Source organism: Afifella sp. YEN Y35 (genome assembly GCF_047553465.1).
Classification (GTDB): domain Bacteria; phylum Pseudomonadota; class Alphaproteobacteria; order Rhizobiales; family Afifellaceae; genus Afifella; species Afifella aestuarii.
The window spans coordinates 2,000,559-2,025,397 of sequence record NZ_CP180203.1 but is presented as its reverse complement, the minus strand read 5'-3'; the positions used below and the strand labels follow the sequence as shown (position 1 = coordinate 2,025,397).

Annotated in this window: 19 protein-coding genes; 11 read left to right on the top strand and 8 right to left on the bottom strand. The window is 64.6% G+C overall.

Translation table 11 applies throughout. The features are described 5' to 3' along the window. Window positions 1-85 precede the first annotated feature (85 nt). From ACK8CP_RS09565 to ACK8CP_RS09550, 4 genes are read left to right on the top strand one after another with little or no spacing between them, the layout of a single operon-like run. Window positions 86-1,411, top strand: coding sequence for an isochorismate synthase (locus tag ACK8CP_RS09565; RefSeq protein WP_414834143.1), 1,326 nt, complete (start codon window positions 86-88; stop codon window positions 1,409-1,411). Further along, complete coding sequence (menD, locus tag ACK8CP_RS09560; protein ID WP_414834142.1) at window positions 1,408-3,102, top strand: 2-succinyl-5-enolpyruvyl-6-hydroxy-3-cyclohexene-1-carboxylic-acid synthase; 1,695 nt, start codon at window positions 1,408-1,410, stop codon at window positions 3,100-3,102. Before ACK8CP_RS09565 ends, menD begins: the two co-directional genes overlap by 4 nt. Continuing rightward, window positions 3,099-3,935, top strand: a complete 837-nt coding sequence (gene menB, locus ACK8CP_RS09555; protein WP_128292776.1) for a 1,4-dihydroxy-2-naphthoyl-CoA synthase — start codon at window positions 3,099-3,101, stop codon at window positions 3,933-3,935. Before menD ends, menB begins: the two co-directional genes overlap by 4 nt. A 45-nt stretch (window positions 3,936-3,980) precedes the next feature. Beyond that, on the top strand, window positions 3,981-5,072 hold the full coding sequence (locus ACK8CP_RS09550; RefSeq protein WP_414834141.1) for a mandelate racemase/muconate lactonizing enzyme family protein: 1,092 nt from the start codon (window positions 3,981-3,983) through the stop codon (window positions 5,070-5,072). Here the strand turns inward: ACK8CP_RS09550 and ACK8CP_RS09545 are convergent. Continuing rightward, on the bottom strand, window positions 5,001-6,377 hold the full coding sequence (locus ACK8CP_RS09545; RefSeq protein WP_414834140.1) for a class I adenylate-forming enzyme family protein: 1,377 nt from the start codon (window positions 6,375-6,377) through the stop codon (window positions 5,001-5,003). The genes ACK8CP_RS09550 and ACK8CP_RS09545 overlap by 72 nt on opposite strands. A gap of 206 nt (window positions 6,378-6,583) precedes the next feature. On the opposite strand from ACK8CP_RS09545, the gene ACK8CP_RS09540 reads away from it, so the two are divergent. Then, window positions 6,584-8,728, top strand: a complete 2,145-nt coding sequence (locus tag ACK8CP_RS09540) for a hypothetical protein (protein WP_414834139.1) — start codon at window positions 6,584-6,586, stop codon at window positions 8,726-8,728. A gap of 102 nt (window positions 8,729-8,830) precedes the next feature. Here ACK8CP_RS09540 and ACK8CP_RS09535 read toward each other — a convergent pair whose 3' ends face one another. The 4 genes from ACK8CP_RS09535 to ACK8CP_RS09520 form a co-directional block, all read right to left on the bottom strand. Then, entirely contained in the window at window positions 8,831-9,718 is an 888-nt protein-coding gene (locus ACK8CP_RS09535; RefSeq protein ID WP_234630675.1) for an ABC transporter permease, read from the bottom strand. 16 nt (window positions 9,719-9,734) lie between these two features. Beyond that, on the bottom strand, window positions 9,735-10,685 hold the full coding sequence (locus tag ACK8CP_RS09530) for an ABC transporter permease (RefSeq protein WP_128292789.1): 951 nt from the start codon (window positions 10,683-10,685) through the stop codon (window positions 9,735-9,737). Between the two features lie 71 nt (window positions 10,686-10,756). Beyond that, complete coding sequence (locus ACK8CP_RS09525) at window positions 10,757-12,415, bottom strand: peptide ABC transporter substrate-binding protein (protein ID WP_234630677.1); 1,659 nt, start codon at window positions 12,413-12,415, stop codon at window positions 10,757-10,759. A gap of 44 nt (window positions 12,416-12,459) precedes the next feature. After that, complete coding sequence (locus ACK8CP_RS09520; RefSeq protein WP_414834229.1) at window positions 12,460-14,019, bottom strand: ABC transporter ATP-binding protein; 1,560 nt, start codon at window positions 14,017-14,019, stop codon at window positions 12,460-12,462. Window positions 14,020-14,396: 377 nt separating this feature from the next. Here ACK8CP_RS09520 and ACK8CP_RS09515 point away from each other — a divergent pair, with 377 nt between their 5' ends. From ACK8CP_RS09515 to dusA, 5 genes are all read left to right on the top strand, one after another. Continuing rightward, entirely contained in the window at window positions 14,397-15,002 is a 606-nt protein-coding gene (locus ACK8CP_RS09515; protein ID WP_414834138.1) for a helix-turn-helix domain-containing protein, read from the top strand. Between the two features lie 23 nt (window positions 15,003-15,025). Further along, window positions 15,026-16,330 (top strand): NAD(P)/FAD-dependent oxidoreductase, encoded by a 1,305-nt coding sequence (locus ACK8CP_RS09510; RefSeq protein ID WP_414834137.1) that lies wholly within the window; start codon window positions 15,026-15,028, stop codon window positions 16,328-16,330. Window positions 16,331-16,614: 284 nt separating this feature from the next. Beyond that, window positions 16,615-17,466: a GNAT family N-acetyltransferase gene (locus tag ACK8CP_RS09505; RefSeq protein WP_414834136.1), complete on the top strand. Its 852-nt coding sequence runs from the start codon at window positions 16,615-16,617 to the stop codon at window positions 17,464-17,466. Between the two features lie 124 nt (window positions 17,467-17,590). Further along, on the top strand, window positions 17,591-19,054 hold the full coding sequence (locus ACK8CP_RS09500) for an aldehyde dehydrogenase family protein (protein ID WP_414834135.1): 1,464 nt from the start codon (window positions 17,591-17,593) through the stop codon (window positions 19,052-19,054). 349 nt (window positions 19,055-19,403) lie between these two features. Further along, entirely contained in the window at window positions 19,404-20,366 is a 963-nt protein-coding gene (gene dusA, locus ACK8CP_RS09495; RefSeq protein WP_414834228.1) for a tRNA dihydrouridine(20/20a) synthase DusA, read from the top strand. A 42-nt stretch (window positions 20,367-20,408) separates the two neighbouring features. On the opposite strand, the gene ACK8CP_RS09490 is transcribed toward dusA, so the two are convergent. Both ACK8CP_RS09490 and cobS read right to left on the bottom strand, forming a co-directional pair. Continuing rightward, window positions 20,409-21,059, bottom strand: a complete 651-nt coding sequence (locus ACK8CP_RS09490) for a TIGR02281 family clan AA aspartic protease (RefSeq protein WP_128292819.1) — start codon at window positions 21,057-21,059, stop codon at window positions 20,409-20,411. 18 nt (window positions 21,060-21,077) lie between these two features. Then, window positions 21,078-21,863 carry an adenosylcobinamide-GDP ribazoletransferase gene (gene cobS / locus ACK8CP_RS09485; RefSeq protein ID WP_414834134.1) on the bottom strand — a complete coding sequence of 262 codons (786 nt, stop codon included), beginning with the start codon at window positions 21,861-21,863 and terminating at the stop codon, window positions 21,078-21,080. Window positions 21,864-22,029: 166 nt separating this feature from the next. Between cobS and cobT the strand changes: the two genes are divergently transcribed. Beyond that, a complete protein-coding gene (gene cobT / locus ACK8CP_RS09480; protein WP_414834227.1) occupies window positions 22,030-23,076 on the top strand; it encodes a nicotinate-nucleotide--dimethylbenzimidazole phosphoribosyltransferase in 1,047 nt (348 codons plus the stop codon). Window positions 23,077-23,164: 88 nt separating this feature from the next. On the opposite strand, the gene ACK8CP_RS09475 is transcribed toward cobT, so the two are convergent. Then, complete coding sequence (locus ACK8CP_RS09475) at window positions 23,165-24,724, bottom strand: sensor histidine kinase (protein ID WP_414834133.1); 1,560 nt, start codon at window positions 24,722-24,724, stop codon at window positions 23,165-23,167. Window positions 24,725-24,839: the final 115 nt, after the last annotated feature.

Genomic DNA, 24,839 nt, shown 5'->3' with positions numbered 1-24,839 from the left:
GGGTCGGCAAGGTTCCGGCAAGGCGGTGCGTCTTTCTTTGCCTCTTCAGCACAAGAGCCCGACAGCGCCTGCGCAATCATCTCTCATGAACGCTAATCTCAATGGCATATCCGGTTTCCTGGAACGGGCGATCGCGGCCTCCGGCGAGACGCTGGCGACGCTTGCGCCGGGCGAACTCGTCAGTCTTGCGATCGCCTTGCCGGAAAGCGCCGAGGCGCGCTGTCAGGGGCTTTCGGGCGATTGTCGCTGGGTGTCTCCGCCGACGGGCAGGGCCTTCTATGCCGCCGGAAAAGCCGTTGAGGGCTCGCGTGACGAACTCGACCGCCTGTTGTCGGAAGAAGGTGTGTGGCGCCGCATCGGCGATGCCTCCGCATTGCCACTCGCTTTCTTCACGCTGCCGCCAGCGACGGCCACGCAGGACCTGTCCTTCTTCGTGCCGCGCGTTCTCTTCCGCCGTGAGGGAGCGGCCTGGAACGTGGTCTTGTCCGCTGCCCATGACGGACGCGCGTTGCAGGAGATCGCCAGCGACTGGCTCGCGCTCGCGGCCGCCATCCTTTCTCAGGCCGAGCCGGTCGGCGAGGCCCGCATCGAACGCTCACAGGCCTCGCCGGACGAGGCGACCTGGAAGACACGTGTCGCCGAAACGAGTGCTGCGATCCGCGACGGCCGCTTCGACAAGGCGGTTCTTGCCCGCCGTCTGGCGCTGAGGCTTGCCGAACCGGTCGATCCCAATCGGCTGGTCGACCGCCTCGCGGCCGCGAATGCGGGATCGAACGTCTTCTCGCTGCCGCATGGCGGCGGCCATGTCGTTGCTGCAAGCCCGGAACGCCTGGCCGTGAAGAAGGGCCGGGACATCTTGAGCGACGGGCTCGCTGGTACGGCCCGCCATGCCGGAGAGGCACCGGCCGATGATGCCGCCGAAGCGGCACTCTTTGCTTCCGCCAAGGAGCGCAGCGAGCACGCCATCGTCGTCGATGCGATTGCCGCCGACCTTGAGGATTTATGCGAGACGCTCGAGCGGCCGGCCGCTCCGGGCTTCATGCAACTGTCGCGCGTCACGCATCTTTGGACGCCCTTGTCGGGGCGGCTGAAGCCGGGCATCAGCCTTCTCGACGTCGCGGAACGGCTTCATCCGACCCCGGCGGTTTCGGGATTTCCTCGCGAAACGGCCATTGCCTGGCTGAAGGAGCTGGGCGAGGAGCGCGACGGGCTTTATTCAGGCGTTGCCGGCTGGGTCGACGCGGACGGAGACGGGGAGGCGGCCGTCGTTTTGCGCACGGCTTTCTTCGCCGGGCGCGAGGCGAGCCTGTGGGCCGGTGCCGGCATCATGGCGCAGTCGGACCCGGCGGCGGAATGGATGGAGACGGAAATGAAGCTTGCCACCATGTTGGACCTCTTCGCAGACAAATGAACGGACCCGCCGAACAGACGTTTCACTGGGCTGCGGCCCTTGCATCCGGGCTTGCTGCGGCCGGCGTGCGCCGGCTTGTCGCCTCTCCGGGCTCACGCTCGACGCCCCTGACGCTTGCGGCCTTGCGCCATCCCGAAATCGGCGTGCGCATGGTGGTCGATGAACGCTCGGCCGCCTTCTTCGCGCTCGGTCTCGCCAAGGCCTCCGGTGAGCCGGTGGCGCTTGCGGCGACATCCGGTTCGGCGATCGCCAATTGGCTGCCGGCTGTCGTCGAGGCCGATATGGCCCGCGTGCCGCTCATCCTTCTCTCCTCCGATCGCCCGCCGGAACTGCAGGATTGCGGTGCCAATCAGACGATGGAGCAGGCTGGGCTCTTCAGCACGCATGTGCGCAAGTTTTTCCAGCTGCCGCCGGCCGAGGCCGAGACCGGCTGGCTCGCCAATTTCGTTGCGCGGATGGTGGCGGCGAGCCGTGGCCCGCTCCCCGGGCCGGTCCACATCAATGTGCCGTTGCGCGAACCGCTGGTCCCGTCAGCCTCCATCGGCCTGGAGGAAACGGCCGGAGCACCGATCCCGCTGACGCTTCCGGCGCATTTGCAGCCGACGGACGAAACCCTCAAGCGTATCTCCGGCATCATCGGCAAGGGGCGCGGGGCCATCGTCTGCGGCAGCGAAGCTCTGAGCGCTGCCGCGCGCCGCTCGATCCTCGACCTGGCGCGGCGGCTCGACGCGCCGGTTTTCGCCGACGTTCTTTCCGGTCTGCGCTTCGGTACGCAGGAACCGGAAATCCTCGCCCATCCCGATCAGGTGGCGCGCTCTGCGCCGATGCCTGATTGGATCCTGCGTTTCGGCGGCACGCCCGTCTCCAAAGCCGTCTCCACCTGGATGGAGAAAGCGCACACGAAACCCCAGATCGTCGTCTCCGAGACGCCGCGGCTTGCAGATCCTGCAGGAACGGCGAGCCACGTCGTCACCGCCGATGTGGCGCTCGTCTGCGCGGGGCTCGACGCGCCCGCCGGACCGCCGGAATGGCGTGCCGACATCGTTGCACTCGACAGCGAGGCCATGCGGGCGGCAGATGCCGTGTGCGACGGCGACCGTGTCTTCGAAGGTGCGCTGATGCGCCGGCTCGTGCGCGCTGTGCCGCCGTCGACCGCGATCTTCCTCGGCAATTCGCTCGCCGTGCGGGCCGCGGACTGGCTTGCCGGCCGCAGCTCCACGAAACTGCGGGTCTACGGCAATCGCGGCGTCAGCGGCATCGACGGCAATCTGTCGACCGCTTTCGGCATTTCCGCCATCTCCGAGAATTGCGTTGCCGTCGTCGGCGATCTCGCCTTTCTGCACGATCTCGGTGCGCTCGCGCTCGGGCGCGACCTGCCACTTGCGATTCTGCTTCTCGACAATGGTGGCGGCGGTATCTTCGACCATCTTGCGCAGGCGGATCTGCCGGAATTCGAGACCGGCTGGCTGACGCCGCAATCGCTCGATCATGTGGCGGCCGCGCGCGCTTTCGGCCTTGCCGCTCAGGATGTCGATGGCCTCGACGAGGCGATGGCCGCCGTCAATGCGGCGCTCGACCGGCCCGGAACGACGGTGATCCGCGCCACCATCGTGCGTGAGAAGAGCCTCGCCCGTTTCAAGACTTTCTTCGCCGCCGCTGCGGCGCCCGTGACCCAAGGACAAACGCGATGAGTGACGCAAAGATCGCCTGGCAGACGGTGCCGGGGCAGGATTTCACCGACATCCTTTTCGACAAGGCCGACGGGATCGCCAAGATCACCATCAACCGTCCGCATGTGCGCAACGCCTTTCGGCCGGAGACGCTGGAAGAGATCATGACGGCGTTGCATCTTGCGCGTCTCGATCAGGAAGTTGGCGTCATCATCCTGTGCGGCGCCGGGCCGGACGCCTTCTGCGCCGGTGGCGACCAGAAAATCCGCGGCGACGATGGCGGCTACAAGGATCAGGCGGGTGTCCACCATCTGAACGCTCTCGACCTGCAGCGCATGATCCGCACCTTGCCGAAGCCCGTGGTTGCCATGGTGGCGGGCTATGCGATCGGCGGCGGCAATGTCCTGCAGCTCGTCTGCGACCTGACGATCGCCGCCGACAATGCCCGCTTCGGCCAGACCGGCCCGCGCGTCGGCTCATTCGATGCGGGTCTCGGCGCCGGGCTGATGGCACGCACGGTGGGGCTGAAGAAGGCCAAGGAAATCTGGTTCCTCTGCCGCCAATACGATGCGCAACAGGCGCTCGATATGGGCATGGTCAACACCGTCGTGCCGCTCGACCGGCTGGAGGAGGAGACCGTCTCCTGGTGCCGCGAAATGCTGCGCCTGTCGCCGACGGCCCTTCGCGTCCTGAAGGCCGGCTTCAACGCCGACACCGACGGGCTGTCGGGCGTGCAGGAGCTGGCCGGCAATGCGACCGCGCTCTTCTATATGACCGATGAAGGCCAGGAGGGCCGCAACGCCTTCAACGAAAAGCGCGCCCCGGACTTTTCGCGCTTTCCGCCGCGTCCCTGAGGCGGCCAGATCGCCACGCTTGAACCTCCCGCCGGACGTGTCCGAATGCGCATCGAGGAAGCCTCGTCTCGGCCTTATGCGCTGAGGCTCGCCCGGCCCTGGGTTGCGGCAAGCGCGACGATGACGACGCGGTATGGCCGCCTCGTAATCCTCGCCTCGGATGGCCTCGTCGGCTTCGGTGATTGCGCGCCGCTGCCGAGTTCGGGCGAGAAGGGCCATGCCGAGACCTTTCGCGCGCTCGACGAGGTTCTGCGGACGCTTCCGTGCCAGGATGTCGATCCGCTCGCCGGCGATCTCGTCGCGCGCATCGCTCAGCCGCAGGTGCGCTGGGCCGTCGAGACCGCCTGTCTCGATCTCTGCGCAAAGAAGCGCGGCCTGCCGCTGCACCGGCTGCTGAGCGAGACTTTTGCGGCTGACGTGCCCGTGAACGCCGCTCTCGGCCGCCTCGACGAAGGCTGCGCCGGTCGCGCGATGAGAGCTGCGGAGGCGGGTTTTGCCGTCGCCAAGATCAAGCTCGGTGTCGATCCCGTAGAGTGTGAACTTACCGCCTTGAAAGAGGTGGTCGAGGCGAGCGGCAAGGCTCTGTCCTTCCGCTTCGACGCCAACCGTGCCTGGGAGAAGGCCGATGCGCGCCGGGTCCTGAATGCGCTCGCGGCGATGGACGGCCTGCGCGTCGATGGCGTCGAGGAGCCGCTTGCACGGCCGACGCCGGAGGCGCTCGCATCCCTGCAGACGGAGCTGCCGTTTCCGCTCGCCGCCGATGAATCCGTGCCGGTGCTGGGGGTGGATGCGCTGTTTGAGGCGCGCGCCGTTCGCCGCCTCGTCGTCAAGCCGGCGCGGATCGGCGGTATCGCCGCAACGCTTGATCTCGCCCGTCGCGCGCAACGGGCCGGCGTGGAGCTCGTTCTGACCTCGGTCGTCGATTCCACCATCGGCGTCATGGCGGCAGCCCATCTCGCCGCGGCTCTGCCGGCGGGGCAGAGACTCGCGCACGGCCTCGGTACGCTCGCCTGGCTTGCCGAAGACGTCGCTGCGCCGCCGCCGATCGAGAAGGGTGTGATCCGGCTACCGGAGCGTCCGGGGCTCGGCCTTACCCCGTTCGACGACCTGCCCGGCGGCGATCCGTTTCAGGGCTGAGCGGTCGGGCTTGCCGCTCGCAAGCAGCGGCAGCGCCTCGACCCGCACGACTGCGCGCGGGCGCAGCGCCCCGTCGATATGATCGCGGCACCAGGCAAGCAGCGCCGCTTCGTCGCCCGGGCCGGCATAGATCACGGTGACGATCTCGCCCCAGACCGGGTCCGGCCGTCCGGTGACGGCCACGGTCTCAATCCCCGGAGTTTTGGCAAGCAGCACTTCCACGCTTTGTGGCATGACCTTCTTGCCGCCGGTGACGATGACGTCGTCGGCGCGCCCAAGGATGGTGATTGCACCCGTTTCGTCGATCTCGGCCAGATCGGCCGTGATGAACCAGTCGCCCGAAAGCCCGTCGCCCGGAGTGAGCGTCGGATTGGCATAGCCCGCCATGACGTTCGGCCCGCGCAGCTTCAAGCGTCCCGAAGGATCGAGCGCGACCTCGGTTTCGCCCAGCGGTTTCCCGACGAAGCCAGCCCGCCAGGGACGCGGCAAAGCGGGGAGGGTGGCAAGCTGCGAGGCCGTCTCGCTCATCCCGTAGGTCGGCTGGATCGGCCAGCCGCGGGAGGCGGCCCGTTCGGCAAGCTCCGGCGACAGTGCCGCCCCGCCGATCAGCACATGCCGCAGGCTTGTCGGTGCATTCTCTTCGTCGGCATCGAGAAGATGCGCGAGCATCGCCGGCACCAATGAGAGATGCGTGACCGGCCTTTCGCGCAAAACGCCAAGGATTGCAGCCACCTCGAATTTTTCTGCAATCAGCGCCTCCGCGTCGGCGAGTGCGGTGCGCACCAGGATGGAAAACCCACCGATATGGAAAAGCGGCAGGCAGGCGAGCCAGAGGTCGCCCTTCTGAAGCGGCGCCATGGTCGCGCCGGCGCGCGCGGCGGCTTCAAGATTGGCGCCCGACAGCATCACGGCCTTCGGCCGGCCCGTGCTGCCGGAGGTGGCGACGAGAAGCGCGATGCCGGAAGGCGCTACCCATCGGCGGGAGGGGGAGGGCGCCGCGATCTGGGAAGCGGCCGGAAAGGCATCTGTCGAAAGACATGCCGTGCCTTCGATCGGCTGTTCCCCGACGACAAGCCCGGCCCCCGATTGGGCGATGAGATCGGCGACGACAGCCTGCGGCAGCGCCGGATCGATCGGAAAGAGCGGCGCCGGCAGATGCGGCGCGGCGAAGGCAAGCCGCGCCAGGATCTCAGCCGAGGCGGTCAGCGCCACGATCGGCCTCCCCGGTTCGGCGCCGACCTCGTTCAGGAGGCGCGCATCGGCGGTTGCGCAGGCCGAAAGCTCTGAGGCGAGAAAGAAGGACATGGCAGCCTTATGACAGCAATCGCGCCGCTGGAAGAAGAGGGATCGCCGGCGCGCATGGACGCAGCGATGCGGTTGCGCCCGCAGCCGCCTCTTTCGCTCGGCCGCGGATACACAGGCAGCTCATCTTTCCGTCTTTCTTTCGTCATCTGCCCCCGCCTAAGATCAAACCGCATCGATGACGTCAGTGGGGCATGAGGATGGGGCTGGTGTGGGAGACGGGAAATGAAACTTCGGTTTCTGCTGCGCTGACATCTTCGGCAGGAGACCTGTCCAAGGGCGCCGTCGATGTCCTGGGCGACGTCGTTCTGCTCAATCGTGCGGTCTACGGAGGAGCCGACGCGCTTCCCGATGAATATCTCGCCGATTACAGCGCCAACCGAGATCCCGATGACGTCGGCTTGCGGTCGGACCTCAATGTCTATGACCGCTATGATCTTTATCTGGCGCAGTTCGGCTTCAAGACGCTGTCCTCCTCAGAACTCGGCTTCGATGCGGGTGACATCGACGCCAGCGAAACGAGCGACGGCTACGACCAGAACTACACCTATGCCGGTGACCTCTATCGCAACAATTACCGCGTGGATGAGGACGGGGATGAAAGCGTCTTCACGCAGGCAGGGGCCGTTGCGCTCGCGGCGATCAAGGAAAACGATGCCGGCAACACGCTCTATCTGACATTCCGCGGCACCGATGCGGACGGCATCTTCGCCGATGGAGAGGCCGGTACCGGCATCGGTCAGGCGCGCTACTACGAGCAGCTGCGGGCGTTCATCGATCAGGCGCTGGAATATGTCGAGGATCCGGCCAACGACGTGACCAAGGTCGTGGTCTCAGGCCACAGCCTCGGCGGCACCGTGGCGGACCTCTTCACCATCTATGACGGGGCGCGCTTTGCCGCCGTCGACGGTGTGGAGCTGGAAGTCGTGGCGCTCGCCTCAGCTGGCGTCGATCCGATTGCGCTCACCTTGATGGGCGATTACGACACGTCGATCGTCGATATCGACGGGGTTTCGGTCTCGTTCAATACGCCGGACTGGTATTCGCAGCTCGACCATTCGGAAGACATTGTGCGCAATCCGGGTGCCTATGATGCGGGTGAGCATCTGCTTCAGGATCCGACCCAGGCGCCGATCACCGCAGCGGCGGTCGCGACCCTCGGCGACCAGATCCACTTCGAGGGCAACCGCGTCCAGTTCGATGCGCCCCTGATCGACCAGTACGCGATCTCGAAATCCTTCGATACGAACTTTCTCGCCGAGCATTATGCGAGTTTCTATGAGCTCGTCGAAGGCGAGTTCGCACTGGTGGCCGGCGTGGCGCCGACGCTCGATTACGACCGCTACATCACCTTGAATGGCACCAACGAACGCCTTGACGGTGTCTCCGACGACAATCAGGTGAACGGCTGGAACGTGCCGATCGACGACGAAGGCAATTATGCCTCCGCCACCGACGATATCTTCATCATGGGACTTGATGGCAGCGACACGATCACGACCGGCAGCGGTGATGATTTTCTCACCGGCGGTGCCGGTGATGATCGCCTCAACGCAGGCTCGGGTGACGATGTCGTCATGGGCGACGTGTCGGGATCGTCCGGCCGCGATATCATCGCCTCGGGCGCCGGCGACGATACGGTCTATGGCGGCGACGCGGACGACGATGTGAACGCCGAGGACGGGCTCGATCTCGTCTTCGGCGGGGGTGGCGACGACATCGTGACGGGTGGCGCGGGCGCCGACACACTCTACGGCGGCACCGGCAGCGATCTCGTCTATGGTGGAACCGCCAATGATCAGCTCGGTGGCGGCGACGGGGACGACACCTTGTGGAGCGGCGGCGGCGACGACACCCTTTTCGGCGGCAGCGGGGCCGACGAGATCGGTGGCGGTACGGGCAGGGATCTCGCCTTCGGCGGCCTCGGCGACGACAGCGTCTATGGCGGCGATGGCGACGACGAGATCTGGGCGGGCGCGGGTTCGGACAAGGCCTATGGTGGCGCCGGCAACGATGTCATCGGTGCGGGCGGGGGCAATGACCAGCTCGACGGGGGTGACGGCAACGACACGCTTTATGCGGGAGAGGGGGCCGACACGCTCACCGGCGGTGCCGGTGCCGATATCCTTTATGGAGGTTCGGGCAGCGACGTCTTCGTTTTTGGGGAGGGTAGCGGCGCCGATATCGTCGTCGACTTCGATCAGGACGAGGGCGACGCAGTCGATCTCGAGGGACAGACGGCGACCGCCTCGGAAAACGACGATGGCGATCTCATCCTCGCCTTGTCGGGCGGCGGCAGCGTCGTCTTTGTCGGCCAGACGATGGAGACGTTCGACCTCGATCTCTACGTCTGAGGTCTCCGCCCATTCAAAAAAGTTCGGCCGCGCGTCGACAGTCCCGCGCGGCCCATGCATCCCGAATCGGGGAAGCTGTGCGGCGGCATGGCCGCCTTCCCGTCATCCCCCCTCGGCACGCACATCCAGTGCGTCGCGCAGCCCATCTCCGATGAAGTTGAAGCCGGTGACGGCCAGCGTGATCGCGATGCCGGGAACGATGGCGAGCCAGGGGGCCGTTTCCAGATATTGCTGTGCGCCGTTCAGCATGTTGCCCCAGCTCGGCAGCGGCGGCTGGATGCCATAACCGAGAAAGCTGACATAAGCCTCCGTCAGGATCGCGCGGGCCACGGTCAGGGTCGCGGCGACGATAATCGGTCCCATGGCATTCGGCAGCACCTCGCGGAACATCATGTGGCTGCCACTGAGGCCGAGCATCTTGCCCGCCAGGACGAACTCGCGTTCCCGGAGCGAGCGCACTTCGGCCTCGACGATGCGCGAGACTTCCATCCAGCTGGTGAGTGCAATGATCACCGTGATCACGGCGGGGCTGGGTTTGAGGACCGCGGCCAGGGCGAGCACGAGGAAGATCGAGGGGAAGGCCAGGAAAGCGTCGACCAGGCGCATGAGCACGGAGCCGATCCACCCACCGCGATAGCCGGCGACCACGCCGACGAGAGCGCCGACGAAGGTGGACAGAAGCATCGCGAACAGGCCCACCAGAAGGGAGATTCGCCCGGCCTCCAGCAGACGCGCCGCAAGATCGCGCCCGAGGGGGTCGGTTCCGAGATAATGATTGCCGCTGAAGGGTGGGGAAAAGCGCGCGCGGATGTCGATCTGCAGCGAATCGTACGGCAGCAGCCAAGGCCCAAGGATGCAGGCCAGCGCGAGCGCCACGATGATCACCGCGCCCACCAGCGCCAGCTTGTGCTGCATGAAGCGCCTGGCGGTCCGGCTTCGCCACCAGCGTTCGCGTCGTCGGGAATGAGGGGGGGCCGAGAGTGCGGTCATGTCGCTCTCCTTTGGGTCAGGCAAGACGGATGCGCGGGTCGACCATCGACACGACGATATCGGCGATCAGATTGCCGAGCAGCGTCAGGATGGCCGACAGCATCAGCAGTCCCATCACGACCGGATAATCGCTGTAGCTCAGGCTATCGAGGAACAGCCGTCCCATTCCGGGCCAGGTGAAGACGGTCTCCGTCACCAGTGCGCCGCTCAGAAGCTGCGGCAGCTGCATTCCGGCGAGCGTGATCATCGGCAGCAGGGCATTGCCGACGACATGCTTCATCAGCACACGTTTTTCGCGGACGCCCTTGGCGCGGGCGGTCTTGACGAAGTCCTGATGGATGACGTCGAGCGTCGCCGTCCGCATGTAGCGGCTCCATACGGCGACATGCACGAGCGACAGGACGAGGCTGGGCAGGACCAGATGATGCAGATAGCCGAGAACCGTCTCGTTGCCGATCGTGTACATGTTCCCGGCGGGAAACCAGCCGAGCTTCAAGGAGAAAATATAGATCGAGACCAGTCCGAACCAGAAGGTCGGGATCGACAGTGCCACCATGGCGCCGACCGTGGCCGTATAGTCGAAGAGGGAATATCGGTGTGTCGCCCCGCGGATCCCGATCCAGGTGCCGATGGCGATGGAAATGGCCATCGACGAACCCATCAGGATGAAGGTCGCGAAGATATGGCGCCCGATCACTTCGGTCACCGGTGCGCCGTCACGGTAGGACGTGCCCCAATCGCCGTGGAGCATCCGCCAGGCCCAGTCCAGATACTGGATCGGAAGCGGCCGGTTCAGTCCCATCTGCTCTTTGAGACGCTCCAGATCGGCAGCGGTCATGCCCGGATCAAGCGCGTACTGCGACAGCGGTCCTCCCGGGATGAGGTTGAGGATCGTGAAGCCGATGATCGACACGATGATCAGGAGAATAAGGCTTTGCCATAGGCGATTGAGCAGAAATGGGAGCATTCAGCGGTCTCGGAAATACGACGTGGGCGTCAAGCCCGTCGCCGCAAAGGCGGCGACGGGCGCCAGAAAGGTCAGCTGACCCAATACCAGCTGGCGGCGTTCCAGGATTCCGTGCGGGTGTTGCCGTTGGGCTCGAAGCCTTCGATCCCGGACTTGCGCCCGTGGATGAAGTTCTCGGCAAAGAGCGGCAGGAACGGCAGCTCGTGACGGACGATCTTTTGCACCTCGTCGTAGATCACCTTGCGCTCGGCCGGGTCGAAGATGCGCGTGCCTTTTTCCAGAAGCTCGTCGATGCGGGCGTTCTTGATCTGCACGTTGTTTGAGCCGGAGCCGCCCTGTGCCGTGATCGCGCTCGAATGGAAGCGGTTGGTGACGTCCGGGTCCGAGCCGATCAGGTAGGTCGTGCCGACGACCGCCGTGTCGAAACGCGACTGCATCCAGAAGTCGCCCCACATGACGGCAGCCGGCATGTTTTCAATCGTCATCTCGACGCCGACCTGTTGCAGCATTTGCTGGACGAATTGCTGCATCTGCTCGCGCAGATGGTTGCCGGACGTGGTGGAGTTCTTGAAGGAAAGCCGCACGCCATCCTTTTCGCGGATACCGCCCGCGCCGCGTTTCCAGCCGGCTTCGTCGAGAAGCGCATTGGCTTTGTCGGGCGAGTATTCGTGCAGCGGCAGGTCCGGATAATAGTAGTAGGAGTTGCGCGGCACATAGCTTTCGACCGGATCATGCACTCCGTAGTAGATCGCGTCGATGATCGCTTGCTTGTCGATGGCCGCGTAAAGGGCCTCGCGCACCGCGAGTTCCTTGAATTGCGGACGCTCCAGGTTGAGCGCGATCGATTCAATCGACGGAGCCGGTTGCAGCACCAGCGTGCGATCGGGGAGGGTCTTGGCTTCTTCGTAATTGTCCGGCGTGATGTACATCCGGCCCAAAAGGTCGATGTCGCCGCTGCGAAACTGCGTGAAGTGAACGGTGATGTCCGGGATATACTTGAACACAAGCCGTTCGAGGTAGGGTCCTTCGCCGTGATAATCGGCATTGGCGAGCAGTTCGACGCGGTCGCCGGCGAGACGACGGTCCCATTTGAACGCGCCGGTGCCGATCGGGCTCTGATTGAAGGGGGCGCTGTTGGGGTCCTCGACGCCTTCGAAGGCATGCTTGGGAACGATGAAGGTTTCCGTCAGGAAGGACAGGTAGGGCGAAAACGGCTCTTCCATCCGCCAGGTCAGCTCCGTCGGGGAGACCACGGTGATGTCACGCAAAAGCGAGTGCCCGGCCGTGCGCCAGGCGCGGAAATCCGGATTCACGATCAGCTCGAGCGTGAATTTCACATCTTCGGCCGTAAAAGGCTCGCCGTCGTGCCATTTCACGTCGTCGCGCAGCTTGATGCGCCACTCGGTGCCATCCTCGGAAATGCCGCCGTTGGCCTGGGTGGGTACCTCGGTTGCGAGATTGGGCACGACCTCGCCTTCAGGCGTGAAGCGGAACAAGGCGTCGAAGACCGAGAAGTGAACGCCGTCGTCGACTTCGATTTTGACCATCAACGGGTTGAAAACGGTGGGTTCCTGCACGAGGCCCACGATCACCCGGCCCTCCGGGGAGCCCTCGGTCTGCGCAAAGGCCGGCTTGCCGAGCAGATTGGGGGCCATCAGCGTGGCGCCGGCGGCGCCCATAAGTCCGAGCGCACCGCGCCGGGTCAAAGTTATATTTTTCTTCTCGGTCATCGACTCTTCCCTCTCGAAATGAACGGGTTGGTGGGTCGGCGGCTTCAGGCGGCCGCCTTTTCCCCTGGAATTGCTGCCACCAGCTCTCGCGTGTAGTCGCTCTGGGGATTGAGAAAGATCTGCGAGGGCGGTCCCATCTCGACGATGCGGCCCTTCTGCATCACGGCAATTTCGTCACTGATCTGCGAGGCGACGCGCAGGTCGTGGGTGATGAACACCATCGAGACGCCGGTCTCCCGCTGGATCCGGTCAAGCAGTTCGAGGATCTGTGCCTGGATGGACACGTCCAGTGCCGAGGCCGATTCATCTGCGACGAGGAGGCGTGGTTTGAACATCAGCGCCCGGGCGATGCCGACACGTTGGCGCTGGCCCCCGGAGAATTCGTGCGGGTAGCGATCGAAAGCTCCAGGATCGAGACCGACCTCGGTGAGCAAGGCGAGCGCCTCGGCCTTTGCATCTGAAAACGACATGCCGTGCGCGCACGGACCGACGGTCAGGATCTGGCCGATGGTCGAGCGCGGGTTGAGGGAGGCGAAGGGATCCTGAAAGATCATCTGGATCCGCGGACGAAGCGGGCGGAACTCGGCCTCGGACATCGGAGCGATATCCGTGCCCTCGAAAAAGATCTCACCGCCGTCGCTTTCGGCCAGTTTGACCAGAAGGCGCCCCATCGAGGACTTGCCCGAACCGCTTTCTCCGACGACGCCAAGCGTGCGCCCCGGCAGCAGGTCGAAGCTCGCGCCCTGCACCGCCTTGACGACGCGCTCGGTGCCGAACATCCGGCTGCCGCTGCGATAGGTCTTGACGAGGTCGCGAACTTTCAGAATGGGCGTGTCGCTGCGGGCGACATGCGGCGTGCGGTCTTGCCCGATGATGTGCGGAACCGCGGCGATCAGGCGCTTGGTATAGGGATGGGAGGGCGTCTTGAGGACCGTATCCGCATCGCCCTGCTCGACGATTTTGCCCTTTTCCATCACCACCACGTTGTCGGCGATCTCGGCCACCACGCCGAAATCGTGGGTGATGAACACGACACTCATATTCTTGCGGTGCTGGATGTCTTTGATAAGCGCCAGGATTTGCGCCTGGGTGGTGACATCGAGGGCGGTCGTCGGTTCGTCCGCGATCAGGATGCCGGGCTCGAGCGCGAGCGCCATGGCGATCATGACGCGTTGCCGCTGACCGCCGGACAGCCGGAACGGGTATTGCCGGTACATCGTCTCCGGGTCGGGCAGTCCGACCTCTTTCAGAAGCGCGACGGCGCGGGATTTGCGTTCGGCCTTGGTGCCGACCCCGTGCGCGGACATGACTTCGACAATCTGATCGCCGACGGTCATCAGAGGATTGAGCGCCGAGAGCGGATCCTGGAAGATCATGGACACCTTCCGCCCGCGCATGTCGCGAAGCGCCGCAGGATTCATGGACTGAATCTCCGTGGTGCCCACGTAGATGCTGCCTTCACCGATGCGAATGCTGAAGGGAAGGAGCCCCATGATGGCGTTCGCGGTGATCGATTTTCCTGACCCCGACTCCCCGATGATGCAGAGAATCTTGCCCGGCACGAGATCAAACGAGATCTGCGAGACCGCGTAGGAGCGCTCCATCCCCTTGGGAAGGTTCAATGTCAGGTTTCTGACCGAAAGCGCGGCGTCCTGGCCGAGCGGGCGCGGGTTAGGCTCGATTGTCACGAAACGCTCCTCCTGCCATGCTTGACGTAGGTGAGCATATATTGAAATTAGCCGCAAGAATTTTGATGGCTATCTACCGACAGATAGAGCCATTTGCGCGCAGGAAAGCTATGCAACAAATTGATTTATATAAGAAAAATGTATTTTGGCTATTTTTCGGGCGTCGGTGGAAATGAGGCATTTCCGATTGAAATTTCAAAATTTTGCGTGCACTGTTCGAGTTGCGAGAACGCCGTCAGGCATTGCTGGACCCGGCCTTCTGCTGACACACGCTTGCCGGAAGGGAGCCGTCTATGGATCAGAAGTCCAGCTTTAGCGTCGAGCATGCCGAAGAGCATGTGGGGGCCACTCTGCGCCTGTTGCGCAAGCAGAAGGGAATGTCTCTGAAGGAGCTCGCCGAGGCGTCGGGCGTTTCCGTAGGCATGATCAGCCAGGTCGAACGCGGCCTCGCCAATCCCTCGGTGCGCTTGCTCACATCTTTGCGGCGGGCGCTGAACGTCTCGTTTCAGGAGCTCTTCGCCAAGCCTGCATCCGAGACGGAGCATGCGGGAGATCCCGACTTTGTCAGGCGCGCAGACAATCGCCCGATCATAGACCTCGGGGATTTGCAGAAGGAATTGCTGACGCCGACGGATAAGCCGCACCTGCAGCTGATGATCATTCACATCGATGCCGGCGCGGAATCGGGCGGGTGGGCGCTCAGTTATCCTGCCGAAAAGGGCGGTCTCGTCCTCGACGGGGAAGTTATCCTGACTGTCGACGGCAAGAACGTCGCTCTTTCACATGGCGATAGTTTCGCCTTCGACGGGATGCTTCCTCACAGCTTGAGCAATGTGAGCTCCGAGCCGGCTGCAGTGCTCTGGATCATCGGCGCCGTTCAGTTCGATCGCCATTTGTAAAACCATCCTTCAGAGATAGGCCAATGTCGAAAACTGCTCAAATTCAGAACAGCCCTTATTGGTGGATCGCCGCTCCCGTGCGGCCGCTGCCTGTGCAGCCCCTGCCGCAAAAGACCGACGTGCTGATCGTCGGGGCCGGCTTTGCGGGGCTGACCGCCGCGGTGATCCTGGCCCGTGCAGGACGATCTGTCGTCGTCGTGGACAAGATGATGCCGGGCGAAGGCGCCTCGTCGCGCAACGGGGGCATTACGAGCGGCAACATTCGGCCGAGCTTCGACGAACTTTCTCGCCGCTTTGGCGGAGAGCGCGCACTTGCCATCGAGGCCGAAGGCAAGACGGCGCGGGAATTTCTCTACGACTTCATTCGCACCGAAAAGCTCGATTGCGATTTTCAGCCGGTGGGCAAGTTTGGTGGCGCCATCGGGAGGGAGCAATACGAAGCCGGTGCGCGCACTGCAGAGACGCTGCACAAGCGGCTGGGGATAGAAACCTTCGCCGTGCCGCAGGCCGAGCAATCCCGCTATATCGGCAGTGATTTCTATCGCGGTGGCCATGTGCGCATGGACATCGGCGGGGTGCACCCGGCGAAACTCGCCGCAGAGATTCTGCGCCTCGCGCTGGAGGCCGGCGCCGCCGTGCATTCCGGGACCGAGGTGAAGGGCGTTCGTCGCGACGGCGCCGAATTCTCCGTCGAAACCTCGGCGGGCACCGTCTCGGCCCGCCAGGTTCTCGTCTGCACCAATGGCTACACCGATGGCTCCGATCCCTGGTTGCGGCGTCGTCTGATCCCGGTTCGTAGCCGGATCATCGTGACAGACCCGTTGCCCACCGAGGTGATGGACCGATTGATGCCGAGCCGGATGATGTACAGCGAAGGGCTGATCCTGGGGCACTATTTCCGGCCGACGCCGGACGGTACGCGCATTCTTCTGGGCGGGCGCGATGCCTCTACGGGCACAGACGAATCCAGACCAACCGAGAATATCCGCCAGGGTTTGGTTCGGATCTTCCCCGAGCTGAAGAGCGTGGGCCTCAGTCACAGCTGGTATGGCCATGTCGCCATGAACTGGGACATGGTTCCGCGCCTTTTCGAGCGCGAAGGCGTGACCTATGCCACCGGTTTCTGTGGCTCTGGTGTCGTTTGGGCGCCCTGGCTTGGGACCCGCGCGGCGCACAAGCTGCTCGGAGACGATCAGGCCCGCACCGCCTTCGAGTTCCGTCCCCCGGCGGCCATACCCTTCTACAACGGCAAGCCTTATTTCCTTCCCGCTCTCATCCAGGGCTATCGTCTGCGTGATCGGCTGGCTCTGGCGCGCGCGACGCGCTGAAACGAGACGGATTTTCCTTCTCGCTCTGTCGAGGTGACGAATTGCGGAACGACTGCCGTCACAAACCTCCGTTCTGGAGGCCGCCGGCAGTCTTTCTGAATTGAAACGATCTCAGCCGATCGCGTGCGAACAACCGCCGAAGCTGTCGAGAGGCATTCGCTCGCACTTCGCAACGGCGCAGATCGCCGGAGGGTGAAGGAGCCGCGCTTCTCATCCTGCGGACTGACCGACGGCCGCGCCGCTCTTGTCGCGCGTGAGGCGTGGTCCGCAACAAGGAGATCCCAATGAATGCCACGGCTGGGGCCAGTGTCGAACTGATCGACCTGACGCCCGAACATATCCCCCACGCACACCGCCTTTCGGTGCAGGAAAACTGGCTGCATCGACCCGAAGACTGGGGGCACCTCCTGGAACTCGGCAAGGGCCGGGGCGCCGTGTTGAACGGGCAATTGGTCGGGACCGCCAACTTCGTTCCCTACGGGGAGGCGGCTGGTACCTGCAACATGATCATCGTCGATCCTTCGGTCCGCGGAATCGGGCTCGGCCGGCGGTTGATGCAGGCGGCGCTCGATGCGGCGGGGCACAGAGAATGTCGTCTGACCGCGACCGAGGCCGGCCGCCCGCTCTATGAAAAGCTGGGCTTCGCCGCGACCGGCATGATCACCCAGTACGGCGGTACGGCCGTGAGGGTGGAGGCGCCCGACAGGGTCGAGAAGGCGGGTTCGGACGATCTGGACGTGCTGGCGGCCTTGGATCTGGAGGCGATCGGAATGAACCGTCGCGCGCTGCTGGCGCTGTTGCTGCGCGATGGGGACATATGGGTGCAGCGTGACGGGAGCGTGCTTCAGGGATATGTGGCGCTCCGCAAGTTTGGGCGCGGCATGCTGATCGGCCCGCTGGTGGCGTGCGACGATGCGACGGCTGAGGGGCTTCTTCGGGCCGGAATCACGCGCACAGCTGGGACTTTTCTGCGTTTCGACCTGACTGCCGCGGGAGACCGTCTGGCTGCGATTGCGGCAGAAGCCGGCCTTGAGCGGGTCTCGACCGGGCTCGCCATGACGCGGCCGGGAGCCGCCCCGACCCGGCAGACCGGTCCTGCCAAGGTCTACGCCCTCGCAAGTCAGGCGCTCTGCTGAGGCTTGATGGCATGCCCGAGCGCACAGTCGACGCCAGAGGCGTGCCGGCGCGGCTCTCGGCCCTGCGCTGCCGCACACCTGATCAACGCCGCCGACCTTCTCTCAGTGAAACAGGAACGACCTCATGACACTCAGCTTCGATCCCGACACCCTCGAGCTGCCCCGGGGCCACTTCATCGACGGCGCCTATCTTCAGGGCCCGGACGCGATCGAGGTTTTTGCCCCCTCTGACGGGCGCAAGCTGGCCTCCGTCCCGCTCGCGGACGCGCAGACCGTGGACCGGGCCGTCGCCTCGGCGAAGGCGGCGCTGGAGCGCTCGGGATGGGCGGGCTGCGCACCGCGTGACCGGGTCCGTATTCTGCATGCCTGGGCGGACTTGATCGAGGCTGAGGCGACGACCCTGGCCCGGCTGGAAGCGGTCGCCTCATCGCGACCGATTGCCGAGGCGACGACGGGCGACGTTGTGGTGGCGGCCGAACAGATCCGCTTCTTCGCCGAATTCGCCGACAAGGAATGCGACGCGCTGGTGCCGACATCGGACGGGCAGATGGGCTTTATCGCATCTGAACCTTATGGCGTCGTCGGCGCCATCACGGCCTGGAATGTGCCGATCGCGCTCGCTGGATGGAAGCTCGGGCCGGCATTGGCGGCGGGCAATGCCGTGGTGCTCAAACCGTCTGAAATGACGCCGTTTTCGACGCTCTATCTGGCAGAGCTGGCGGTTCGGGCCGGGCTTCCGGCCGGGCTCTTCAATGTGGTGGTCGGCGATGGCGCAACCACCGGCGAGGCGCTGGTGGCGCATCCGGACATCGGCAAGGTCTCGTTCACGGGATCGACACGCGCAGGCGTCGCCGTGATGGAAAATGCGGCCCGCAACGGCATCAAGCCGGTGACGCTGGAGCTCGGCGGGAAATCGCCCCAGGTTGTCTTCGCCGATGCCGACATCGAGCTCGCGGCGCAGTGCATCACCCGTACAATCCTGAGCAATGCCGGTCAGGGCTGTGTCGCCGGCTCGCGCGTTCTGGCAGAGGCCTCGGTGGCTCAGGAACTTGGCGAACGCATCGTCTCACTGATGAGCGCCGTTCGCCCCGGCCCGACATGGGACGAGACGACGACCTTCCCGCCGATCATCTCCGAAGGTCAGCTCTCGAGGATCAGCTGGATTCTGGACACCTCTCGCAAAGCCGGCGCGGAGATCGTCTGCGGCGGGGCGCGGTTCGATCGCGCGGGCAGCTTCTTTCAGCCGACCCTGGTGACGGATGCGCCAGAAGAGTCCCCCGTGATGCGCGAGGAGGTGTTCGGGCCGGTCTTGTCGCTGCAGTCTTTCGGCAGCGAAGACGAAGCAGCCGCGATGGCGCGTCACCCGACCTATGGTCTGAGTTCCGGACTTTTCACCCGCGATCTGTCGCGGGCCCTGCGGATGACCCGGCGTCTCGAAGCCGGCACGGTCTGGGTCAACCGCTATGGCCGCTCCCGCGATCACATCCTGTCGACGGGCGGATGGAAGGCCTCCGGCCTCGGCAAGGACCTGGGACGCGAGGCATTCCTCGCCAACCGGCGCACGAAATCGGTCCTGATCGATCTCTGAGCTCCGCGCGCGTCCTTGAGCGTCCCCGTTTCGCGGCGGGGATGCCCGTTCGCACGGAGATGCTCATTCAGCGGCCGCGACGGCGTCCACTCGATCGATGCGCAGCGAACGATCTTTGCCACGACGCAGTCAGATCGGCTGCCGCCTCCCTTGCTGAATCACGCCTTGGCATTGAAGAGAGCCAGAAAATCGTTTCATTGTGCTCTGCGGATGCGCGATCACCCCAGGCGAGGTGATGGTCTCCCAAATCCTTGGATGGCGGCGTTCAGCGCCTGTCCGTCCAATCGCGGCGGGACTCTGTGTTGGAAATTAAGTGACTGAATATCTGCATAAATTCTCCGTTGCGCCGATGATCGACTGGACCGATCGGCACTGCCGCTATTTCCATCGTGGGCTGACGCGGCGGGCGCTCCTCTATACGGAGATGCTGACGGCCGATGCCCTCATTCACGGCGATCGCGACCGGCTGCTCGGTTTCGATGCCGAGGAACATCCCGTCGCCCTGCAGCTCGGCGGCAGCGATGCGGCGAAGCTCGCCGAGGCGGCCCGCATCGGCGCCGATTTCGGCTATGACGAAATCAATCTCAATGTCGGCTGTCCCTCCGACCGCGTGCAATCGGGCACGTTCGGCGCCTGTCTGATGCGCGAGCCGGAGGTCGTGGGGCGCGGCGTCGCGGCGATGAAGGCGGCCGTCGATCTGCCGGTCACCGTGAAATGCCGTCTCGGCGTCGACGATCAGGATATCGAGACGGCGCTCGATGCGCTCGCCGATCTGGCCTTTGCGGCGGGAGCCGACGCGCTCTGGGTGCATGCGCGCAAGGCCTGGCTTCAGGGGCTGTCGCCGAAGGAAAATCGCGACGTGCCGCCGCTCGATTACGACCGCGTCTATCGGTTGAAAACGCGCTGGCCGGATCGTTTCATCGGCATCAACGGCGGCATCACGGACCTTGCGGCGGCAAAGGCGCATCTTGAGACGGTCGACGGCGTCATGCTCGGTCGTGCCGCCTATCAGGATCCGGGCCTTCTTGGCGGCGTCGACCGCGAGATTTATGGGGAGGAGGCGTCAGCGCCCGATCTCATCGCCGTAGCGCGGCGGATGTGCGTCTATGCGGAGGCGCATTGCGCTGCGGGCGGGCGCATGGCGGCGGTGACGAAGCCGATGATCGGTCTCTTTCACGGGCGTCCGGGCGCGCGCATCTGGCGGCGCATCCTGACCGTCGAAGGCGTGAAGGCGGGCGCCGGGCCGGAGGTCATCGAAAAGGCGCTCGCAGGTCTTGCGGAAGCTGGCGGGCTGGAAAGCCTCGCCGCCTGAGCGACGAGCCCGGGCGGAGCCCGATCAGCTCTGAGGCGTGATTCAGCTCTGCGGCGTGATGATGAGTTCGCCGTTCTCCACCCGCCATGAGGCAAAACGGTTGAGCACGTTCATGCCGAGAAGGTTGGAGAAGAGCTGGCCTTCCTGCGCCACCCCGGCCGGAACGTTGTTCAAGGTGAGGGGGCCGATCTTGAGCGTATGGATTTCGGCGCGTGCCTGCAGCGTGATGCCGTTCGCCGTCTCCACCATCCGGTCGAAACGCAGGGCCGTCACGTCGATGCCGGCCCGAGCAGCGTCCTCATAGGTCAGGACGAGGCTCGAAGCGCCTGTATCGACCAGGAAGTCGAGCTCATGACCGTCGACATCCGCGGTGAGCTTGAAATGCCCGTTGGAGCTGCGGCCGACGTTGAGCACCTGTCGCCCGCTGTCGTCGACGCTCACCGTCATGCGCCCGGGCGCCAAAACATCGATCACCGGTCCGGCAAAGCGGGTCAAAGGCTCGCGATAGGCATAGACCACGACCAGCCCGACGACGAGGGCGACCCAGATGAGAGCGTGTTTCGCGGCCGTGCCGAGGCGTCCGCGATAGGCGGCGAGGCCGCCGACGACGAGGATCAGGACGCCAATGAGGTAGACGACGCGGGGCCATTCCGCGTCGCCGGAACCGAGGATGATGAACGATTGGTCGAGCATGGGCCCCAGATGGGGATCTCAGGCCCCGAGTGCCAGAGTTGCAAACAGGATTGTGGCCGCAATCTGTTCCGAGGCGCCGATCGTGTCGCCGGTATGCCCGCCGATCAGCCGCCGCGCCATGGCACTGAAGGCAAGAACGCCGAGTGTCGCGAGAAGGATGGCCAAGAGGCCGGTGAGCGGGAACATAAAGATCAGAATGAGGATCGCGGGTACGCTCAAGAGAACGGCGAAGCCGAGATCGGCGGTCTTGGGCCAGCCGGCCCAGCTGGCGACACCGTCCGTGCGGGCAGGCGGGAGGCTCGTCCAGTGCACATAGGCGAGTGTCCGCGAAAGGGCCGCGACGCAGATGATGGAAAAGGCGCCGACACCGACGCTTTGCGAAATCTCGCCGAGCGCGACAACCTTGATGATGACCGTAAAGACAAGGGCGAGGAGCGCATAAGTGCCGATGCGGCTGTCATGCATGATCTCAAGCCGCTGTTCGCGCGTCTTGCCGCCGCCGAAGCCGTCGGCTGTGTCGCCGAGGCCGTCTTCGTGCAGCCCGCCGGTTATCAGCGCCATCGCGCCGAGTGCGACAGCAGCTGCAAGCACCGTCGAACCGCCGAAGGAGATGACGAGCGACAAGATGACGGCCGGGGTGAGCGCGATGAGCATTCCCGCCAGCGGCAGGCACGCGCAGGAGACGGAAAGCGGCCGTTCTTCGCTCGGCTCTGGCTTTGCCCGGATCGGCAGCCGGGACAGAAAGGCGAGGCAGGCTCGAAGGTCCTGCGGCAGACGAGTGAAATGCTGGGCGAGCGAGCTCATGCGAGCCTCCTGCGCAATGAAACAGCGCTACCATTAGGCTGTCGGCTGCAAGGTTTAAACGGGGCGGGCTGACGCATTGCGCTCCGCCAATCCTCCCTTTAAGCGGCTGTTGTGTGGGAGCTTTTCCCCCCTGTGGCCCCCAAGAGAAGTGAGAATCCCATTGTCCATAAGTGATGCCGGCACGCGCGCCGCGCCGTTCGATGATTTTCGTGACCTCGTGAAGAGCCTTCCGGCTCCGGATGCCGAGGCTCTTGCCGCGGCCCGCGCCCGCCAGGGGCGTCTGACGAAGCCTCCTGGAAGCCTTGGCCGTCTGGAGCAGATCGCGATCTGGCTCGCCGGCTGGCAGGGGCAGGAAAGGCCCCTCATCGAGCGCCCGATGGTTGCCGTTTTCGCCGGCAATCACGGGGTCGCGGCACGCGGCGTCGCGCCGTATCCGGCTGATGTCACGCAGCAGATGGTGGCGAATTTCCGCGCCGGCGGCGCCTCGATCAACCAGCTCTGCACCTCCTTCAATGTCGGCCTCAAGGTCTTCGAGCTCGCGCTGGAACTGCCGACGGGCGATATCGCGGAGAAGGATGCGCTGAGCGAGCGCGACTGCGCGGCAACCATCGCCTACGGCATGGAGGCGATCGAGGGCATCGATCTTCTCTGCCTCGGAGAGATGGGCGTCGGCAACACCACGGTCGCTTCCGCGCTGTTCTGCGCGCTCTTCGGCGGCGAACCCGCGGAATGGGTGGGCTACGGTTCCGGCTCCACGGGCGCGGTTCTGGAAGCGAAGATCGAGGCGGTTCGGCTCGCGTGCGAAAGGGTGAAGGGCGAGACGGATCCGCTCGTTATCCTGAAGCGCGTCGGCGGGCGCGAACTCGCCGCCATGGTGGGCGCCGTCCTGGCGGCGCGCATGCAGCGTATCCCGGTGGTGGTCGACGGCTTCGTCACCAGTGCCGCGGTCGCGGTTGTCCACAAAATGGCGCCGGGCGCCACGGATCACTGCATCTTCGCACATTGCTCGGCGGAGAAGGCGCATCGCCAGGCCGTGGAAGCGATGGGTGGCGCACCAGTATTGGATCTCGGTATGCGCCTCGGCGAGGGGACAGGTGCGGCGATTGCTGCTGCCATCGTCCGTGCTGCCGCCTTTACCCATTCCAACATGGCGACCTTCGACGAGGCCGGCGTGGCGGGTGAGGGTGTCAACGTCGATCGCGTCGGCGGCTGAGCGTCGTCCGTCTGAGATTTGGGAGAATGCATCGCCGCCTTGCGCCGGGAGCGCCCCGTCTGCCGACGGCGATGCATGCGCGCGCCGTTCAGCTCGCCTTGCGCAGCTGAGCTGGTTTGCGCGCCCGCATCAAGGCCCAGGTGCGGTTGTCGTCGGTGAAGGCCGAGACGACCCGCTTGGCCGGCAGGATGGCGATCGCTTCGGTGCCGACGCCCAGCTTGCTGCGCAGGATGAACTGGCCCCCGTGGAGATGAATGAGCGCCTGCACGATCGGGATGCCGAGGCCGGTCCCCTGTTCGGCGTTCTTGATGGAGATCGAGCTCTGGCCGAAGGCTGAGAGCACGATCGGCAGTTCGTCTGCGGGAATGCCCGGACCGTTGTCGCGCACCGAGATATACTGGCCGCCGCCCTCGGTGCGGCCGACCTTGAGGGCCACCTCGCCGCCGGCCGGGGTGAATTTGAGCGCATTGGCAAGAAGGTTGAGCGTCACTTGCCGGATCGCCTGCTCGTCGACGACGATCTTTGGCATATGCTCCTCGAACGCTTCCGCCACCTTGATGTTCTTCTGCCGCGCCTTGAGGTCGAGCAGCCCCTTGGCATCCTGTGCGATGCTGACGAGAGAAAGGAGCTCTTCGCGCAATTCCCGCTTGCCCGCCTCGATGCGGGAGAGGTCTAGGATCTCGTTGATCAGCTTCAAGAGATGCTGGCCGGAATTGTAGATGTCGTTGAGATAGTCCTTGTAGGCATCGTTCTCGATCGGGCCGAGCATCTCGTTGCGCATCACTTCGGAGAAGCCGAGGATGGCGTTGAGCGGCGTCCTGAGCTCATGGCTCATCGTCGCAAGAAACTGCGATTTTGCCATATTGGCCGCTTCGGCCCGCCGCCTGGCCTCGTCGGAGACGGCCTTGCCCTGTTCGAGCTCGGCGAGGACGGCGTCTTTTTCCGCGCGCAGCACCAGGCTCTGCGCGTACTGCTCGTTGAGCTGGCCGGTGAGGTAGAGAAGCATCGCCTCCGCACCGAGCGCGCAGAAGGCCACCATCATGTCGATGAGGCTCGGCGACACCATATGCGCCGCACCGAGGCCGATGGCGATCGGCAGCGTGCTGGCGACGGCGGCGGCGGGCAGGGGCGCCGCGACCAACGCGCTCAAAGACATGAAGACGATGACGGTCGCAAAGCGCACCACGTCGATGCCGATCAAGGTATCGGCAGTGCCCGTCATCGGAAACAGGAAAGGAAATGCCGCCCAGGCGAGGCCGTAGAGCCCCTCAACCACCACGAAACGGTTCTTCCAGTCGACCAGCGAGCGCTGATTGGGCGCTAGCGCTGCATAGCGGCGGCAGACGACGGTCGCTGCGAGATGCAGGACGAGCACGCCCGCGCCCCATGTGGCAGCCCACAACGGATCGCCGATGAAACCCATCATAACGGCAAGGACGAGGATGAGCGCAAGCACGATCGGCGCGAATGAGATGCGGTTCCTGGCGTACTGATCCGCCATCTCCTGTTCGAAGTGGAAAAGCGCCTCGCTCGGTCCGCTGTCGGTCGCAACGTTGCGCACCAGCGCACGGGTGATCATATTGCGGCGTGCGGCACGGGACTCGTCGGGCGAAGTCTGCAATATCGTCGCCTGTGCCACATCCACCATGGGTTCATCCCCAACTCTCTGACCCGCTTTTTTCGTAGTGGAGCGCGGTTAAGATCGGGCGAGCGAAGATGGTTAAGAGGCCGTAAGGCCGGGGTCCGGGCAAACGGGCCGAAGC